Source organism: Faecalibacterium sp. I4-3-84 (assembly GCF_023347255.1).
In the GTDB taxonomy this organism is placed as follows: Bacteria; Bacillota; Clostridia; order Oscillospirales; family Ruminococcaceae; genus Faecalibacterium; species Faecalibacterium taiwanense.
Window position 1 is genome coordinate 2,017,574 of record NZ_CP094466.1, and the last position, 17,834, is coordinate 2,035,407.

Consider the following 17,834-nt stretch of genomic DNA (forward strand, 5'->3'; position numbering starts at 1 on the left):
GTTGTATATAACCACGAAAAAATGAAAAGAAAGTTCAGGAAAATACATCATTTTTGTGCCATTGTCGTTGACTTCCCACGCCAAAATGATACAATAAACATGTTAAGCAGCTGCTGTCCCTGTACCAGTGCGCCTGCATGGGCGTGGGGGCGGCAATTCAAGCAGAATGGGGGATTTGAATTCCATGTTGAACAAGCTGAAACGTGCGGCGCTTGGCGCGCATACGCCGCATGACAAGGCAACTGCTGCAAGCAAACCGATCCCGATGCCTCTGCCCGCGCAGGTACGCATCCTCATGAGCCAGCATATCGGCGCTCCCGCCAAAGCTCTGGTCAAAAAGGGCGACGAGGTGTTCGTTGGTACAAAGATCGGCGAGGCTGGCGGCTTCGTCTCTGCAAACATCCACTCCAGTGTCTCCGGCACGGTTGCCGCAGTGGAGCCCTTCCGTCTGTCCAATGGCCGCATGTGCGACTCTGTCGTTATCAAGACCGATGGCAAACAGACCGTGGACCCGGCTGTCAAGGCACCGGAAGTGACCGATAAGGCCAGCTTCCTCAAGGCTGTGCGTGAGTGCGGTCTGGTCGGTCTGGGCGGCGCAGGCTTCCCGACCGACGTAAAGCTGCAGCCCAAGCAGCAGGTGGATACCCTGCTGATCAACGCTTCCGAGTGCGAAGTGTGGCTGACCAGCGATACGCAGGAGATGCTGAACTGCAGCGATGATATCATCCGCGGCATCAAGGCCGTGTTGCAGTACACCGGCATCCCGAAGTGCGTCATCGGCATTGAGAACAACAAGCCCGAGTGCATCGACCTGCTGTGCAAAAAGACCAATGGCGACAGCACCATCGAGGTCAAGCCCCTGCCCAGTGTCTACGGCACCGGCGCAGAGCTGATCCTTATTGAAAAGTGTCTGGGCCGCGAAGTGCCCCACGGCGGTCTGCCCGCAGATGCCGGGGCCATCGTCATGAACGTGACCAGCGTCTCCACCCTTGGCAAGTATCTGGCTACCGGTATGCCGGTGGTCGAGCGCACCATCACCGTGGACGGCGACGCCTGCGCAAAGCCCCAGAACATCGTTGTCCCCGTGGGCACTGCCTATCAGGACATCATTGATTTTGCGGGTGTCAAGGGCGAGCTGGGCAAAGTGGTTGCCGGCGGTGCCATGATGGGCCCCGCTGTGGAGAACCTGAGCTACCCCACCACCAAGACCACCTCCGGCCTGATCTTCCTGAGCAAGGCCGCTGCAGAGCCTGCACCGGTGAATCCCTGCATCCGCTGCGGCCGCTGCGTGGAGTACTGCCCCATGGGTCTGGAGCCTGTGGAGGTCAATCAGGCATACGCTGCACGCGATGTGCAGGAGTTGGGCAAGCTGCATGCAGACTACTGCTTCAACTGCGGCAGCTGCTCGTTCGTCTGCCCGGCAAAGCGCCCTGTTACCCAGATGATGAGTCTGGCAAAGGCGTTCTACCTTGGTGAAATCAAAAAAGGAGGCAATAAGTAATGGATACGAAGCTTATTGTTTCGGCTTCCCCGCATGTGCGCAGCGAAGAGACCACCCAGAGCCTGATGGCCAACGTGATCGTCGCCCTGTGCCCCTGCGTGGTGGCCTCTGCCATCATTTTTGGTATGCGTGCACTGCTGGTAACAGCCGTGTCCGTGGTGGCCTGCGTGGCCTTTGAGTGGCTGTACTGCAAGCTGCTCAAGAAGCCCAACCCCATCAGCGACCTGTCCGCCGTCGTCACCGGCATCATTCTGGCTATGAACGTGCCCGTGGGCATGCCCATCGGCCAGCTCATCATCGGTGATCTGGTGGCCATCGTCATCGTCAAGCAGCTGTTCGGCGGCATCGGCATGAACTTTGCCAACCCCGCTCTGGTGGGCCGTATCGTGCTGTTCATCAGCTTTGCCGGTTCCATGAACAAGTGGGTGTTCCCGGATGCAGCGGTGGACCAGCTGTCCAGCGCTACCCCGCTGGCTGTGGCCGATAAGTCCAAGCTGAGCCTGCTGGATCTGTTCATGGGCATCCATGGCGGTGTGCTGGGCGAGACCTGCGCACTGGCCATCGTGCTGGGCCTGATTTATCTGGTGGCCACCAAGACCATCAGCATCGCCATCCCGGCTTCTTACGTCGGCAGCATGTTCGTGTTCTACCTCATTGCTACCCACAGTGTGCACGAGGCTCTGGTTGCCGTGCTGAGCGGCGGCCTGCTGTTCGGTGCCGTGTTCATGGCTACCGACTACGTTACCAGCCCCTTCACCCTGAAGGGCAAGCTGGTGTACGGCGTGGCACTGGGCATCGTCACCTTTGCCATCCGTTACTGGGGCAGCTACACCGAGGGCGTGTCCTTCGCACTGCTGTTCATGAACCTGTGGGTTCCCTACATCAACGATCTGACCCGTCAGACCCCGTATGGCTACATCAAGCCTGCAAAGAAAGCAAAGGAGGGTGCTGGCAAATGAGTAAGTCTTCCAACTGGGAGAGCACCATCAAGCCCATTGTTGTGCTGAGCGTTATCTCCCTGATCGCCAGCCTGCTGCTGGCACTGGTGAACGGTATGACCGCCCCGGTCATTGCCGAGAACACCAAGCGCACCACTCTGGCCGCTTATGTCGGCGTGCTGCCCTCCGTTTCGGATGCCAGCGAGCTGGAAGAAGTGACCGATTACACCACCGCCGGCATCACCGGCGTGGTCAAGGCTCCGGACGGCAGCACTGCCATCAAGGCCGAGGAAAAGGGCTTTGACGGCGGTATCCTGACCGTTATCATGGGCTTTGATGCCAATGGTGCCGAGACCGGCATGTGGGTAGACGCTTCCACCCAGACCAAGGGCATCGGCTCCAACGTGAGCAGTGACGACTTCCTGGCGCAGTTCGACGGCATGGACGGCACCCAGAACATTGTGATGAATCAGGATTACGATGCCTACAGCGGTGCAACCATTTCGTCCACCGCTCTGTTTGCTGCCATCAATGACTGTGTCAACTGCTACAACGAGCTGGCGTAAAGGAGGTTGGTAAGAAATGGCACAAGAAAATAAGTCCAAGGTAAGCATCCTTACCAACGGCATTATCAAAGAAAACCCCGTTCTGCGTCTGGTTCTGGGTACCTGCTCCATTCTGGCAGTTACCACCGCAGTTTCCAGCGCTCTGGGCATGGGTGCCGCCTTCACCTTCGTGCTGGTGTGCTCCAATATCATGATTTCCCTGCTGCGCAAGGTGATCCCCGGCAAGGTGCATCTGCCCTGCTACATCGTCATTATCGCAAGCTTCGTGACCATCGTTCAGATGTTCATGCAGGCTTACATGGAAAGCCTGTACAACGCTCTGGGTGTGTTCCTGCCCCTGATCGTTGTCAACTGTATCATTCTGGGCCGTGCCGAGATGTTCGCCTGCAAGAACAGCATCGTGGACTCCGCACTGGACGGCGTGGGAATGGGCGTTGGCTACACCCTCACCGCTACCCTGATGGCATCCATCCGTGAGATCCTGGGCAGCGGCACATGGCTGGGCTTCCAGGTGATCCCGGAAAGCGTTGCCAAGGTCTCCATCATGACGCAGGCTCCCGGCGCATTCTTCTGCTTTGGCCTGTTGATGGCCGGCTGTGTGTGGCTGGAAGGCAAGCTGGATGCCCGCATCGAGCGCAAGAGCTGCTGCGACCTTGATAACCTGAAGAAGGAGGCAGAATAAGATGTTAGTAAAACTCGCTGCGATCTTCTTCAGCATGATCTTGGTCAACAACTACGTGCTGGTGAAGTTCTACGGTATCTGCCCGTTCCTGGGCGTTTCCAAAAAGCTGGATTCTGCGGTTGGTATGTCCGGTGCCGTCATCTTCGTCATGTTCATGGCAACGGCCGTTACCTTCCCCATCCAGATCTTCATTCTGGACCCGGCTGGTCTGAGCTACCTGCAGACCATCGTGTTCATTCTGGTCATTGCTGTTCTGGTGCAGTTCATCGAGATCTTCCTCAAGAAGTACGTGGTTGCACTGTATAACTCTCTGGGCGTTTACCTGCCCCTGATCACCACCAACTGCTGTGTTCTGGCTGTCACCATTCTGGTCGTGGGCGACTACGGCGCAGATGTGGCTGCTATGGGCTTCGGTGTTGCTTACATTGAGGCTCTGGTGTGTGCCATCGGCGCAGGCTGCGGCTTCATGCTGGCCATGGTCATGTTCAGCGGCGTGCGCAAGCGCGTGGAAGCCTGCGATCCCCCGGCACCCTTCAAGGGCCTGCCTATCACCCTGATCGCAGCAGCAATCACCAGCCTGTCCTTCATGGGCTTCGGCGGCATCGTCGAAAACCTGTTCAATGTCACGCTGTAAGGGAGGAACAGGATTATGAATATTGTATCTGCTGTTATCCTGTGTACCATCGTGGGCGCAGTCGGCGCGATCGTTCTGGTCGCAGCGTCCAAGTTCATGGCGGTGGAGGAAGACCCCCGCATTGAAGAAGTTACCAACTGCCTTGCCGGTGCAAACTGCGGCGGCTGCGGCTACGCAGGCTGTGCGGACTACGCAAAGGCTGTGGTCATGGACGGCGTGCCCTGCGACAAGTGCGCACCTGGCGGCCCTAAGGCTGCCGCTGCCATTGCCAAGATCATGGGCGGCACGGCCAGCGCTGTGGAAAAGAAGGCGGTTGTCCAGTGTCAGGGCAATTCCGAGCACTGCAAGCCTGCTTATGATTACAAGGGCATCCAGACCTGTGCAGCCGCTGCTGCACTGTACGGCGGCCCCAAGACCTGCTCCTTTGCCTGCGTTGGTCTGGGCGACTGCACTAAGGTGTGTAAGTTCGATGCTATCCACATTGTGGACGGTGTTGCCAAGGTGGACAAGGACAAGTGCACCGGCTGCGGTGCCTGCGCAAACATCTGCCCCAAGCAGGTCATCATGATCGACGTGGGCGGCCCGCGCAAGCCGGTGGTCATGTGCTCCAACAAGGACAAGGGTCCTGTGGCCATGAAGGCCTGCACCACCTCCTGCATTGCCTGTGGTATGTGCGAGCGCACCTGTAAGTTCGACGCTATCCACGTGGTGGACGGCGTGGCCCGCATCGACTATGACAAGTGCAAGGGCTGCGGCATGTGTGCCCAGAAGTGCCCCAAGCACATCATCCTCTTCCCGCTGAAGGATGACCCCAATCCTCCGAAGCCCGTGGTGAAGCCCGCCGCTCCCGCTGCTGCCCCCGCAGCAAAGCCGGAAGCCGCTGCTGAGGCAAAGCCCGAGACCAAGGCAGAGTAAACTGTAAACCAAAGCCCGCCGTGCAGCGATGCCCGGCGGGCTTTTCGCATAGAAAATGATTGGGAATGCCCTCCGCGTTGCTCTGGGCATCTTCAGCGGAAAAATCATTTTTAATTTCACGTTTGTCGCGCTCTGCGGAGCGCTCCAAACGCTTTTTTCACGAGAGGGGCTGTGACGGGAAAATGCATCTCATCTCTGCGACCTTTCTTGTGAAAACGGTAGAACGGAACGCCCGCAGGCGTTCCGTTCTACCGAAATCCAGAAGAATATTTCCTTGAATTATGCCCAGAGCAACGCGGAGGGCATTTTAAATCGTCCATGCCCCGGCGGGCTTTTTGCAACTTTTTGTAAGAAAATCCGGTTGCAATGAGGCGGAATTATGGTTAAATAGAAGGAGGATATTTTCACAGAAAGAGGACGATTATGGAACAACAGTCTGCACGCCTGCGGAATACAGGCTTTCTTACTTTCTTCTTCAGTGGCATCTGTGCCCATCAGTGCGGGCGTGGTGGTCAGCCTGCTGCAGGAGCGCTACGGCTTTGCCTACGGCATGACCGGCACCCTGCTCTCGCTCATGAGCATCGGCAACCTGATCGCCGGGTTTCTGGTGGGCGTGCTGCCCGGTGCGCTGGGCATGAAACGCAGCGTGCTGCTGCTGACCATCGGCTACGCGGTGGGCTACAGCCTGATGGGCCTGACGGGTGCCGTGGCGGTGCTGGCGCTGGCGTTTTTTCTGGTGGGCATTGCCAAGGGCAGCGTCATGAACACCTGCACCATTCTGGTCAGCGATCACTCTGCCGACCGCACCCGGGGCATGAACCTGATGCACAGCTGCTACGCCTGCGGTGCACTGCTGTGCCCCTTCCTCATTGCAGCGGCGGCAAGGGTGAGCACCGCACTGGCAGTGTTCCTGCTGGCGGTGCTGGGCCTGATGCTTTGGCTGGTGTATGGATTTACTCCGCTGGGCGGCGGGAGTCAGAAAACAGCCCGGACGAAAGAGGTCATCGACTGGAGCTTTCTGCACGCGCCGCGCTTCTGGCTGCTGACCGGCCTTTTGTTCTTCCAGAACGCTGCAGAGCAGAGCGTCAACGGCTGGATGGTCACTTACTTCAAGGGCAGCGGCATCATTGCGGGCACACTGGCGGCTTACACCGTCACGGTCATGTGGGGTGCCACGCTGGTGGCCCGTCTGCTGATCGCATTCGTGTTCCCGTTCAGGAGCCCGCGCAAGGCCATGGTGGGCATGAGCGTGCTGTGCACCTTCTTCTATGTGCTGCTGGTCATGGCCCACACGCAGGGCATGGCCATCGTGCTGCTGTTTGCGTTTGCGTTCTCCATGGCGGGCCTGAACCCCACTGCTGTAGCCAGCGCGGGCCGCATGACCAGCGTTACCAGCATGGGCATCATGCTGCCGGCGGCGTCCAGCGGTGCCATCCTCATGCCGTGGATCATTGGCATCGTAGCCGAAAAGGCTGGCCTTGCCGCCGGTATGGCATCCAACATCGTGCCCTGCGTGGGCCTTGTGGTCTTTACCCTGCTGGTGGCAAAGCTGCCGGAAGAGTAAGCAAAAAAGCGGCCTGCCCGATAACGGCTTACTTTTCGATCCCTCTGGCCTTCGCGCTGAACTCGCACCCGCAGTAATCCTGCCGGTACAGGCCGTATTCCTCCGAAAGCTGCAGGCTGCGCAGATAGCCGTTGTGCTTTTTGAAGTCCGAAGGCAGATGCTTTACGCCGAACTCGGCTTCCAGCTCCTGCCCGATGGCATTGATGCGCTTGGCATCTTTATGCGGGCTGATGGACAGTGTGGTGGTGAACCAGTCGAAGCCGTTCTCACTGGCGTATTGCGCCGCCCGGCGCATTCGCAGCCGGTAGCAGATCGTGCACCGGCTGCCCCGCTCCGGCTCGTTTTCAAGGCCGGTGACAGCAGAGTAGAACTCCTGCGGGTCGTAGTGGTCCTCCACCACGGTCACGCCCAGAGGATGGGCTGCTGCCACGAACTTTTTCAGCTCTTCGCCCCGGCGGAAGTATTCCTCTGCAGGCCATGTGTTGGGGTTATAGTAAAGCACTGTGATCTCAAAATACTGGCACAGCTGTTCCAACACTGCGCTGGAGCAGGGGCCGCAGCAGGCGTGGAGCAAAAGGCGCGGCCGGGTGCCATCCAGCGTTTTGAGCACGGCATCCATCTGCTGTGCAAAATTCAATTGAGTTGCCATTTTTATCATCCTTTGCTATACTGATTGAGAAAATTCCTCAAAAAGCTCGCCCTTTCGGGGGAGCTGGCATTGCACAGCAATGACTGAGAGGGTTTGCTTTCTTATTATAACATATTCCGCTTGAAAATACAGGAGGCACCATGACACAGGAAAAGATCGCCCGCATCAACGAGCTGGCAAAAAAGAGCAAGACCACCGGACTGACCGAGGCCGAAAAGGCAGAGCAGCAGGCCCTGCGCCGCGAATACATCGACGACATGAAGGCCAGCCTGCGCGCGCAGCTGGCCAACACCTCCATTCAGGAGCCGGACGGCACCATCCACAAGGTGACCCGCCGTGCCGACCTTGAGAACCCCCGCAGCTGAACGCACAATTTTGCGCACACTTTTTTGGAGGAAAACGCAGCCCAAAGCTGTGTTTTCCTCTTTTTTTGCACGGCGATCTGTGCTATACTATACTTGCATTGGTATGTGCTTTGTGTATGCCTGCTGATGCGTTTTCCCAAGGTGGCGTATCCCGGGCAAGGTGCACGGAAAAGGCTGTCTTTTGAAAAAATGATAAAGAGGTCATTTATTATGCTTACTGCAATTACGGGTATCAACTGGGGCGATGAAGGCAAGGGCCGCATGGTCGACCTCATCAGCCAGGAGTATGACATCGTTGCACGTTATCAGGGCGGCAACAACGCCGGTCACACGGTCAAGAACGAGCGCGGCAAGTTCGTGCTGAATCTGCTGCCCTCCGGCATCCTGCGTCCGAACGTGGTCTGCGTTATGGGCAACGGCATGGTCATCGACCCGCATCATCTGGACGGCGAGATCAACAAGCTGCGGGAGCAGGGCGTTGAGATCAGCCCGGCAAACCTGAAGATCTCCGACCGTGCAACCATCACCATGCCCTACCATGTGGAGCAGGACGGTCTGGAAGAAGCACGTCTGTCCAAGACCGGCGCACAGTTCGGCTCCACCAAGCGCGGCATTGCCTACGCTTACGGCGACAAGTACATGAAGAAGACCCTGCGCATGGGCGACCTGCTGCATCTGGACGACGCTGTGAAGAAGCGCCTCGTCACCATGGTGGATTCCAAGAATCTGGTGATGGAGGGCAGCTACAACGCAGCTCCCATCAGCGTGGATGAGATGTGGGCATGGCTCGAAAAGTATGCCGCCATCTTCAAGGATTACATCTGCGATGTGGGCCAGTATCTGGCCGATGCAGACGCTGCAGGCAAGAAGGTCCTGTTCGAGGCTCAGCTGGGCGCTCTGCGCGACATCGATTTCGGCATTTACCCCTATACCACCTCTTCCAACGTCATCGGTGCTTACGCTCCCATCGGCGCAGGCATCCCGGGCCACAAGCTGCACAACTCCATCGGCGTGATGAAGGCTTACTCCTCCTGCGTGGGTGACGGCCCCTTCACTGCCGAGCTGGCTATGACCGAAGAGGAAAAGCACGACCTGCGTGAGGCTGGCCACGAGTACGGTGCAGCCACCGGCCGTCCCCGCCGCGTTGGCCCCATCGATCTGGTGGCAAGCCGCTACGGCGTGTTCTGCCAGGGCTGCGATGAAGTTGCTCTGACCCTGCTGGACGTGCTGGACTACATGGAAAAGATCCCCATGGTCACTGCCTACAAGCTGACCGATGGCAGCACTACCACCCGCTTCCCCATGGGCGAAGCTCTGGACACCGCACAGCCCGTGGTGGAGTACCTGCCCGGCTGGCACTGCGATATCACCGCAGCCCGCAAGTGGGAAGACCTGCCCAAGGAAGCACGCGATTACGTGGAATATCTGGAAAAGGCTGTCGGCTGCAAGATCACCTACATCTCTGTGGGTGCCGAGCGTGAGGCTTATATCCACCACGTATGATCCCCTGCAAAGCTCCTGAATGATTCAGAAAAGGAAGCGTCACAGATGTTTGATATCATTACCGACAGCGCATGCGACCTGACGCTGGACACTGCCAAACAGCTCCAAATCGAGGTCGTGTCCTTCTATGTCTCGCTGGACGGCGAGCACTACCGCAAAGAAGGCAAGGAGATCGCCGTGCGGGACTTCTACCAGTTCATGGTGGACAACCCTTCGGCCTACCCCAAAACCAGCCTTGCTTCCATTGAGGACTTTGAGCAGGCATTCCGTGCCCATGCTGCTGCTGGCCGGGATGTGCTGTGTCTGGTGTTCACCAGCAAGATGAGCGGCTGTGTGGGCAGCGCCCGCAATGCCCGGGATCTGGTGCTGGAAGATTTCCCCGATGCCCGCATTGAGGTCATTGACAGCGCGGCGGCTACCGTTACCGAGTCCACCATGGTGGAAAACGCCGTGGCCATGCGGGACGCAGGCTGCACGCTGGACGAGACTGTGACATGGCTGGAAGCAGAGAAAGCTACCAACCAGATCTTCTTCACGGTAGGCAATCTGGACTATCTCATTAAGGGCGGCCGCATTGGCAAGGTGACGGGCCGTGCAGCCAACATGCTGGGCATCAAGCCGATGATCCTGTTCAAGGATGGCGAGATCTTCTCCGGCGGCGTGGCACGCGGCCGACAGAAGAGCTTTGAAAAAGCGCTGGAACAGCTGATGAACTATCTGGATGCCCACGGCGGCACCCCGGACGACTACCGCATCACCGTAGGCTACGGCTACGACGAAGAGGAAGGCAAGCGCCTGTGGATGCAGACCCGCGCGGCCCTGCGTGCAAAGTACCCCGGCGCACAGTGCGAAGTGGGCCTGTTGCAGATCGGCTGCACCATTGCCGTGCACACCGGCCCCTATGCGCTGGGCATGGGCGTGATGCGCCGCTGGAAAAAGCAGGGCTGAGATCACATTATATGAATTTTTGAACTCCAGAAAATCTATGGATTTTTTGGGGTTCTTTTTTTAGAGCAATGCTTCCCATACAGAGCGTATTCGAGTGGAACAGATTTCTTGACTTTTATGCAATTCTTCTCCACCGGATAAGTTCTCTTTTGCGTGCCAAAAGAGAACCAGAAAAGCACCCGCTACTTTCGAGGCGCGGGAGGCGGCGGGTTGCGGCTCCCTGCGTCTGCTTCGTGCCTTGCGCGGCACTCGCATCCTGCAGGCCGCTGCCCCAACAGCTCCTCCCTGTTTCGGCCACTGGCCGCGGTCGTCGCCGTTGCAAACTAAGGGCTGCTCGCCCTTAATAATCCCAAAGCAGATGGGCTCCATACAAAAAATCCAAGTCGCTGCGCTAGAGGATTTTTTGTGTTGCGCCGATTTTAAGTCGCTTACGCGACGAACGGTATGGCAAGGCTGCGTGTTTTTTCTAGCAAAAATTATGATTTGCAAACTTTTTATGAACCCTATTGACAAAGTGGGAAAACAGGAGTATAGTTTTAGCAGTCGAACAGATAGAGTGCTAAAACAAGTAAAACCAGTTCGGCAGGAGGTGCTTGAAACCGTGAAACAACTGAAGAATAGCCGCTGCTTCCCGTTCGACAGCATCTCTGCACCGGGCTTTTAGCAGATGACTATCGTGTTCGCTAAAATAAACCTTCCGGTATGAATGGAGGCTTGACTTTATGAATACCAATCAATATACACAGAAAACGCTGGAGGCTCTGCAGGCAGCGCAGCAGCTGGCTGTGGAGTATCAGCATAACCAGCTGGAACCCGAACATCTGCTGCACGCCCTCGCTTCGCAGGAGCAGGGCCTGATCCCGCAGCTGCTGCAGAAGCTGAATGTTGACCCCGGCAGCTTTGCTGCCGCCGTGGCCGAAAAGCTTTCGGCTCTGCCTCGGGTCTCCGGCTCCGGCCGTGACCCCGACAAGGTCTATATCTCGCAGGCTGCCGATAAGGTGCTCAGCGCCGCCGCCCGAGAAGCCAAGGCCATGAAGGACGACTATATCAGCGTGGAGCATGTGTTCCTTGGTCTGCTGGACGAGCAGACCCAGAACACCACCGAGTTGTTCCGTGCGTTCAGCATCACGAAAGATAAGTTCCTGCAGCAACTGACGGCTGTGCGCGGCAACCAGCGTGTGACCAACGACAATCCCGAGGAGACCTATAACGCCCTGCAGAAGTATGGTCAGGATCTGGTAGATCTTGCCCGCAAGCAGAAGCTGGACCCCGTCATCGGCCGTGATCAGGAGATCCGCAACGTGATCCGCATCCTGTCCCGTAAGACCAAGAACAACCCCTGCCTGATCGGTGAACCCGGCGTTGGCAAGACCGCCATTGCAGAGGGTCTTGCACAGCGTATCGTGCGCGGCGATGTGCCCGAAAACCTGAAGGACCGCATCGTGTTCAGTCTGGACATGGGCGCTCTGGTGGCCGGTGCAAAGTACCGCGGCGAGTTCGAGGAGCGCCTGAAGAGCGTGCTGAACGAGGTGAAGAAGAGCGAGGGCAAGATCATCCTCTTCATCGATGAGCTGCACACCATCGTGGGTGCCGGCAAGACCGATGGTGCCATGGACGCAGGCAACCTGCTCAAGCCCATGCTGGCCCGGGGCGAGCTGCACTGCATCGGTGCCACCACGCTGGACGAGTACCGCCAGTATATCGAGAAAGACCCCGCTCTGGAGCGCCGCTTCCAGCCGGTACAGGTGGATGAGCCCACCGTGGAGGACACCATCTCCATCCTGCGCGGCCTGAAGGAACGCTACGAGGTGTTCCACGGCGTGAAGATCAACGACAGCGCCTTGATCGCCGCTGCCACCCTTTCCGACCGCTATATCACGGATCGTTTCCTGCCGGATAAGGCCATCGACCTTGTGGATGAAGCCTGCGCCATGATCAAGACCGAGATGGACAGCATGCCCAGCGAGATGGATGATCTGGCCCACCGCATCACCCAGCTGCAGATCGAGCAGGTGAGCCTGAAAAAGGAGACCGATGCCCTGAGCCAGAGCCGCCTGAAGGATCTGGAAAAGGAGCTGGCCGAGCTGCAGGACAAGTTCCGCAGCATGAAGGCAAAGTGGGAGAACGAGAAGAACGCCATCGGCAAGGTGCAATCTCTGCGTGAGCAGATCGAGCAGACCAATGCCGACATTGAAAAGGCTCAGCGTGAGTACGACCTGAACAAGGCTGCCGAGCTGAAATACGGCAAGCTGCCTCAGCTGCAGAAACAGCTGGAAGAGGAAGAGAAGATCGCCGCCGCCAAGAAGGAGGACAGCCTGCTGCGTGACCGCGTGACCGACGAGGAGATCGCCCGCATCGTGGCCCGCTGGACCGGCATCCCGGTGGAGAAACTGGTGGAGGGTGAGCGCGAGAAGCTGCTGCATCTGGACGATGTGCTGCACCAGCGGGTCATCGGTCAGGACGAGGCTGTGACCAAGGTGAGCGAGGCCATCCTGCGCAGCCGCGCCGGTATCGCCAACCCCAACCGCCCCATCGGCAGCTTCCTGTTCCTCGGCCCCACCGGCGTTGGCAAGACTGAGCTGGCCAAGGCACTGGCACAGGCCCTGTTTGACGACGAGCGCAACATGGTGCGAATCGATATGACCGAGTATATGGAGAAGTTCAGCGTCAGCCGTCTGATCGGCGCGCCTCCGGGATATGTCGGTTACGAAGAGGGCGGCCAGCTGACTGAGGCTGTGCGCCGCAAGCCCTACAGCGTGGTGCTGTTCGATGAGGTGGAAAAAGCCCACCCCGATGTGTTCAACATCCTGCTGCAGGTGCTGGACGATGGCCGCATCACCGACAGTCAGGGCCGCACCGTGGACTTCAAAAACACGGTCATCATCCTCACCTCCAATCTGGGCAGCGACATCATCCTGAACGATCTGGAGCAGCGCCGTGCCAACGGCTCCAACGAGCTGAGCGAGGAAGCAAAGCACCAGATCGACCAGCTGCTGAAGAGCAAGTTCCGCCCCGAATTTCTGAACCGTCTGGATGAGATCGTCTACTACAAGAGCCTGACCAAGGACGAGATGCGCAAGATCGTGGATCTGCAGCTGCAGGATCTGCGCAAGCGCATGGACGAGGGCAAGCACCTCAAGCTGGAGGTCACCACCGCTGCCAAGGACTTCATCATCGATTCTGCTTACGACAGCGTCTATGGCGCACGTCCCATCAAGCGGTTCATCCAGAGCCGCGTGGAGACCCTGATCGCCAAGGCCATCATTCAGGGCAGCTATACCGAGGGCAATACCCTGACGGTAGACTGCGAGAATGGCGCTTTGACCCTGCGATAATGTAAATTTTACCTGTTCTGTATGGACTTTGCGGCAAGAAAGCTTGCACCACCGTACAGAATATGGTATGATTACAAATAACATTGATGTGCTTTTCATCGCGGAACAGCAACGATGGGAAGCACATTTTTGTATACGGAAAGAACTCCTTCCGTCATCGTGCGGCAAGGCTCCCTCTTTGAGGGAGCTGGTTGCGAAGCAGACTGAGGGAGTCTGTTCTTTAATAAAAACAGAAAGTTGAGTGTGATTTCCCTTTTTATGGACGATGGCAGTATTACGCTTTTGGCGGCGCTGATCATTCTGGTGGCATTTTCCGCCTTTTTCTCCGCCTCTGAGACCGCATTTTCTTCCCTGAACCAGATCCGCCTGAAAAGCCGCGCCGAGGACGGCGATTCGGCAGCAGCCCGCGTGCTGGCTATGTCGGAAAAGTACGACAAGCTGCTCTCCACCATCCTCATCGGCAACAATATCGTCAACATTGCCGCAGCATCCATTGGCACAGTGCTGTTCACCCGCCTGCTGGACCCGGAGCGGGGCGCGACGGTGTCCACCTTCGTGCTGACCATTGTGGTTCTGATCTTTGGCGAGGTGACCCCCAAGAGCCTTGCAAAGGAGATGCCGGAGACGGTTGCCACGGCGGTTTCGCCCTTTTTGAACCTGCTCATGATCCTGTTCACCCCGCTGACCTGGCTGTTCACCCAGTGGAAGCGCCTGCTGGGGCATTTCATCCACAGCACCGAGGAGGACACCATCACCGAGGGTGAGCTGATGACCATGGTCAGCGAGGCCGAGAACGACGGCGAGCTGACCGACCGGGAAAGCCAGCTCATCCGCAGCGCCATTGAGTTCGACGATGTGGAGGTGGAGGAGATCCTCACGCCCCGCGTGGATGTGATCGCGGTGGAGGACGACCTCTCGCTGGATGAGGTGGCCGATACCTTTGCGGAATCGGGATATTCCCGTCTGCCCGTTTACCACGGCACCATTGACAACATCATCGGTGTGGTACATGAAAAGGACTTTTACCTTGGCCGTCTGCGCAAGGATACCACGCTGGAAGACCTTGTGAAGCCCACCCTTTATACCACCGGCTCCACCCAGATCTCCCAGCTGCTGCGCACCCTGCGCGAGCAGCACCATCACATGGCGGTGGTGGTGGACGAGTACGGCGGCACCGAGGGCATCATCACGCTGGAAGATATTCTGGAAGAGCTGGTAGGCGAGATCTGGGACGAGCACGACGAAGCGACCGAGGACTTCCGCAGGCAGTCGGACGGCAGCTGGATCGTGCTGGGCAGTGCCGGTGTGGACGACCTGTATGAGAGGCTGGGCCTGCCGGAGGATGAGGACATCGATTCCAATACGGTGAACGGTCTGGTGCAGGAAAAAACCTGCCATCTGCCCAAGGTGGGCGACCGGTTCACGCTGGGCGAGTACGACGGTGTTGTTACCCGCACGGCCAAGCGCCGCGTGACCGAGGTGCGCCTGACCCCGGCGGAAAAGCCGGAACCGAAGAAGGAAGAAGACGAAAAGCCGCACTTCAACCGGCTGACCAATAAGTAAATCTAAGGGAGGATGCCGTTTTCCAATACGGCCCTATCCTGTGAAAATGCAAACTCCGGCAGACCGCAGTCTGCCGGAGTTTGCTTTGTAAAAATAATTGTTCCGCTGAATAGGGCTGGAGCGAAGCGGAAGCCATTAAATGGTTTTGCTTTCCGCCTGCAGATAGGTATACAATGCTCCCACCTGATTGGCTTCGCTGCTGAAATGGCAGGGCACGATCTCGCAGCGGGGCAGACCGATCATGTAAGGTGATTCCCCACGGGAAGCAAACAGCCCGGCATATACCCGGCGCAGATCGTCCAGCAGCAGCGGCTGCTTGCTGATGCCGCCGCCGATGGCTACCTTTTCCACATCCAGCAATACGGTCAGGTTGTAGATCTGCACGGCCACCATCCTGCAGAACCGTTCCAGCACTTCCAGCGCTTCCGGTTCTCCGGCATTGGCGGCTTCAAAAAAGAGTTTGCCATTCATGGGGGCATCGGCGGGCAGGCCCTTGCGGGCGCGGTACCACTTGAGCAGGTATTTGGTGCTGCACTGGCAGGCCATGGTTTTTTCGGTATTCTCCCACTCGTCGGCGTTGGTGTTCACAAAGCTGTACTCTCCTGCGGTAAAGTGCATGCCGCGCACCAGCTGGCCATTGGCAATGATGCCGCCGCCCACGCCGGTGCCGATGATAAACACCGCCGCATTGCAGCAGCCCTGCAAGGCACCGGCCCGCAGCTCTGCAATGGCTGCAGCCTTGCCGTCGTTTTCCAGCGTGACACGGCAGCCGCATCTTTCGCGCACCAGCTGCCCCACCTGCGTGCCGGTGTTGTACAGAAGTGCCCCGCCGTTGGAGACATAGCCGGTGTTGGCATCCACAAAGCCGGGCAGCGCCATGGCGATACCGTCCACTTCATCCTTATGCGGTGCATACAGAGCGTATATTGTGTCGAGAAAATGCGCCAGCGTATCCTGCGGCGTGGGCACGGAACCGGAATCGAAACGGTTCATCTGCTCGTCCATGACCGAATATTTGATCTCGGTGCCTCCTACGTCAAAAACCATGACCTTCATTGCTGTTCCCTCCACAAAGCTGATCTTCTTCCTTATTATGGCAAATACGCGCAAAAAAGTAAAGCCATCCGCAACATGCCGCGAATAGCTTTACTTTAATTTAGAGCTTGCTCAGCTGCGGGCCCTGTGCGGTATCCTTGACCGCCCAGCCCAGTTCGGTCAGCTGTGCACGGATGGCATCGGCAGTGGCCCAGTCCTTGGCCTTCTTGGCGGCGGCACGCTTTTCTACCAGCTCAGTCACCTCGGCGGGCACCTCGTCCTTCTTGCGGTTGTACAGCAGGCCCAGTACGCCGGTGATCTCGTCGAACGCAGCGGCGGCGGTCTGCAGGGCATCCTTGGAGGAAACAGCCGACAGCGTGTTGATCTCCTTGACCAGATCGAACACGGCAGCCAGTGCATCCGGGGTGTTCAGGTCATCGTCCATGGCAGTGCAGAACTTGGTGCGGGCCTCGGCAGCCTTTTCCTTCAGAGTCTCGTCGGTGCCAAAGGCATCCTTGGTCAGGGCAAAGTCCAGATTTTCGCGGCAGGTGTACAGGCGCTCGAGACTGTTCTTGCAGCTCTCGATGAGATCCACGGTGTAGTTCAGCGGCATCCGGTAGCCTGCGGTCAGCATGAAGTAGCGGATGGGCTCGTAGCCGTAAATGTCCGCCACATCGCGCACGGTAAAGAAGTTGTGCAGGCTCTTGGACATCTTCTGATTGTCCACGTTGATGAAGCCGTTGTGCATCCAGTAGCGGGCAAAGGTGCAGCCGTTGGCGCACTCGCTCTGTGCGATCTCATTCTCGTGGTGGGGGAAGATCAGATCCTGACCGCCGCAGTGCAGATCGATGGTCTTGCCCAGATGGGTGCGGCTCATGGCGCTGCACTCGATATGCCAGCCCGGACGGCCCATGCCGTAGGGGCTCTCCCATGCAGGTTCACCGGGCTTTGCGGCCTTCCACACGGCAAAGTCTGCGGGGTCCTCCTTCAGGTCGTCGTCCATCTGGCTGCGCAGCTCACGGTTGCCGCTCTCCAGATCGTCCAGCTTCAAATGGCTCAGCTTGCCGTACTCGGGATCGCTCTTCACCCGGAAGTACACATCGCCGTTCTTGGCAACATAAGCGTGGCCGGAGTCGATCAGATCCTTCACGATATCCAGGATCTGCTGGATGTGCTCGGTAGCCCGGGGCTGGACGGTGGGCTTTTTGCAGTTGAGGCCGGCGGCATCCTTGAGGTACTCGGCCTCAAAGCGCTGGGCGACCTCCTTCATGGAGGTGCCCTCCTCCTGCCCCTTCTTGATGAGCTTATCGTCGATATCGGTGATGTTGGAAACATAGAACACCTTGTTGCCGCGGTACTCAAGGTAGCGGCGCAGGGTATCGAACACGATCAGCGGGCGGGCGTTGCCGATGTGGATATAGTTATAAACGGTAGGGCCGCAGACATAGATGCGGTATTCACCGGGCACCTGCGGCACGAATTCTTCTTTCTGGCGGGTCAGCGTATTGAAAATCTGCATGGCTGTTTCTCCTTTTTTACTTTTTTCATTATAACGGTGTACAGAAGGGAAGTCAAGAAAAAACGACCGCTCCCGGCGCATTCTGCACACCGGAAACGGTCGTTTTTCAAATCAGGA

At 57.8% G+C, this 17,834-nt stretch carries 15 protein-coding genes; 12 read left to right on the plus strand and 3 right to left on the minus strand.

Translation table 11 applies throughout. The annotated features are described in order from the left end of the window. Positions 1-184: 184 nt before the first annotated feature. The 7 genes from rsxC to MTP41_RS09935 all read left to right on the plus strand — a co-directional run bounded on the left by rsxC (position 185) and on the right by MTP41_RS09935 (position 6,800). On the plus strand, positions 185-1,501 hold the full coding sequence (gene rsxC / locus MTP41_RS09905; protein ID WP_242959231.1) for an electron transport complex subunit RsxC: 1,317 nt from the start codon (positions 185-187) through the stop codon (positions 1,499-1,501). Further along, complete coding sequence (locus MTP41_RS09910) at positions 1,501-2,460, plus strand: RnfABCDGE type electron transport complex subunit D (RefSeq protein ID WP_097774296.1); 960 nt, start codon at positions 1,501-1,503, stop codon at positions 2,458-2,460. Before rsxC ends, MTP41_RS09910 begins: the two co-directional genes overlap by 1 nt. Then, positions 2,457-3,005: an FMN-binding protein gene (locus MTP41_RS09915; protein ID WP_005943884.1), complete on the plus strand. Its 549-nt coding sequence runs from the start codon at positions 2,457-2,459 to the stop codon at positions 3,003-3,005. Before MTP41_RS09910 ends, MTP41_RS09915 begins: the two co-directional genes overlap by 4 nt. A 16-nt stretch (positions 3,006-3,021) precedes the next feature. After that, positions 3,022-3,687 carry an electron transport complex subunit RsxE gene (gene rsxE / locus MTP41_RS09920; RefSeq protein ID WP_005943886.1) on the plus strand — a complete coding sequence of 222 codons (666 nt, stop codon included), beginning with the start codon at positions 3,022-3,024 and terminating at the stop codon, positions 3,685-3,687. A gap of 1 nt (position 3,688) precedes the next feature. Next, positions 3,689-4,321, plus strand: coding sequence for an electron transport complex protein RnfA (locus MTP41_RS09925; RefSeq protein WP_005943888.1), 633 nt, complete (start codon positions 3,689-3,691; stop codon positions 4,319-4,321). A 15-nt stretch (positions 4,322-4,336) separates the two neighbouring features. Continuing rightward, on the plus strand, positions 4,337-5,236 hold the full coding sequence (locus MTP41_RS09930) for an RnfABCDGE type electron transport complex subunit B (protein WP_154260764.1): 900 nt from the start codon (positions 4,337-4,339) through the stop codon (positions 5,234-5,236). Positions 5,237-5,723: 487 nt separating this feature from the next. Next, complete coding sequence (locus tag MTP41_RS09935; RefSeq protein WP_249235444.1) at positions 5,724-6,800, plus strand: MFS transporter; 1,077 nt, start codon at positions 5,724-5,726, stop codon at positions 6,798-6,800. A gap of 28 nt (positions 6,801-6,828) precedes the next feature. On the opposite strand, the gene MTP41_RS09940 is transcribed toward MTP41_RS09935, so the two are convergent. Then, positions 6,829-7,458 (minus strand): epoxyqueuosine reductase QueH, encoded by a 630-nt coding sequence (locus tag MTP41_RS09940; RefSeq protein ID WP_249235445.1) that lies wholly within the window; start codon positions 7,456-7,458, stop codon positions 6,829-6,831. A gap of 131 nt (positions 7,459-7,589) precedes the next feature. Here MTP41_RS09940 and MTP41_RS09945 point away from each other — a divergent pair, with 131 nt between their 5' ends. From MTP41_RS09945 to MTP41_RS09965, 5 genes are all read left to right on the plus strand, one after another. Then, positions 7,590-7,814, plus strand: a complete 225-nt coding sequence (locus MTP41_RS09945; RefSeq protein ID WP_005943900.1) for a DUF896 domain-containing protein — start codon at positions 7,590-7,592, stop codon at positions 7,812-7,814. A gap of 210 nt (positions 7,815-8,024) precedes the next feature. Further along, positions 8,025-9,317, plus strand: coding sequence for an adenylosuccinate synthase (locus tag MTP41_RS09950; protein ID WP_044953951.1), 1,293 nt, complete (start codon positions 8,025-8,027; stop codon positions 9,315-9,317). A 45-nt stretch (positions 9,318-9,362) separates the two neighbouring features. Further along, positions 9,363-10,265 carry a DegV family protein gene (locus tag MTP41_RS09955; protein ID WP_118528731.1) on the plus strand — a complete coding sequence of 301 codons (903 nt, stop codon included), beginning with the start codon at positions 9,363-9,365 and terminating at the stop codon, positions 10,263-10,265. A 722-nt stretch (positions 10,266-10,987) separates the two neighbouring features. Next, entirely contained in the window at positions 10,988-13,600 is a 2,613-nt protein-coding gene (gene clpB / locus MTP41_RS09960; protein ID WP_097774301.1) for an ATP-dependent chaperone ClpB, read from the plus strand. A gap of 258 nt (positions 13,601-13,858) precedes the next feature. Then, entirely contained in the window at positions 13,859-15,163 is a 1,305-nt protein-coding gene (locus MTP41_RS09965; protein WP_097777462.1) for an HlyC/CorC family transporter, read from the plus strand. A 135-nt stretch (positions 15,164-15,298) separates the two neighbouring features. On the opposite strand, the gene MTP41_RS09970 is transcribed toward MTP41_RS09965, so the two are convergent. After that, positions 15,299-16,219: an ROK family protein gene (locus MTP41_RS09970; RefSeq protein ID WP_249235446.1), complete on the minus strand. Its 921-nt coding sequence runs from the start codon at positions 16,217-16,219 to the stop codon at positions 15,299-15,301. A gap of 100 nt (positions 16,220-16,319) precedes the next feature. Beyond that, the gene (gene cysS, locus MTP41_RS09975; RefSeq protein ID WP_249235447.1) at positions 16,320-17,717 is read right to left on the minus strand and encodes a cysteine--tRNA ligase; all 1,398 of its coding nucleotides are present in this window, start codon (positions 17,715-17,717) and stop codon (positions 16,320-16,322) included. Positions 17,718-17,834 lie beyond the last annotated feature (117 nt).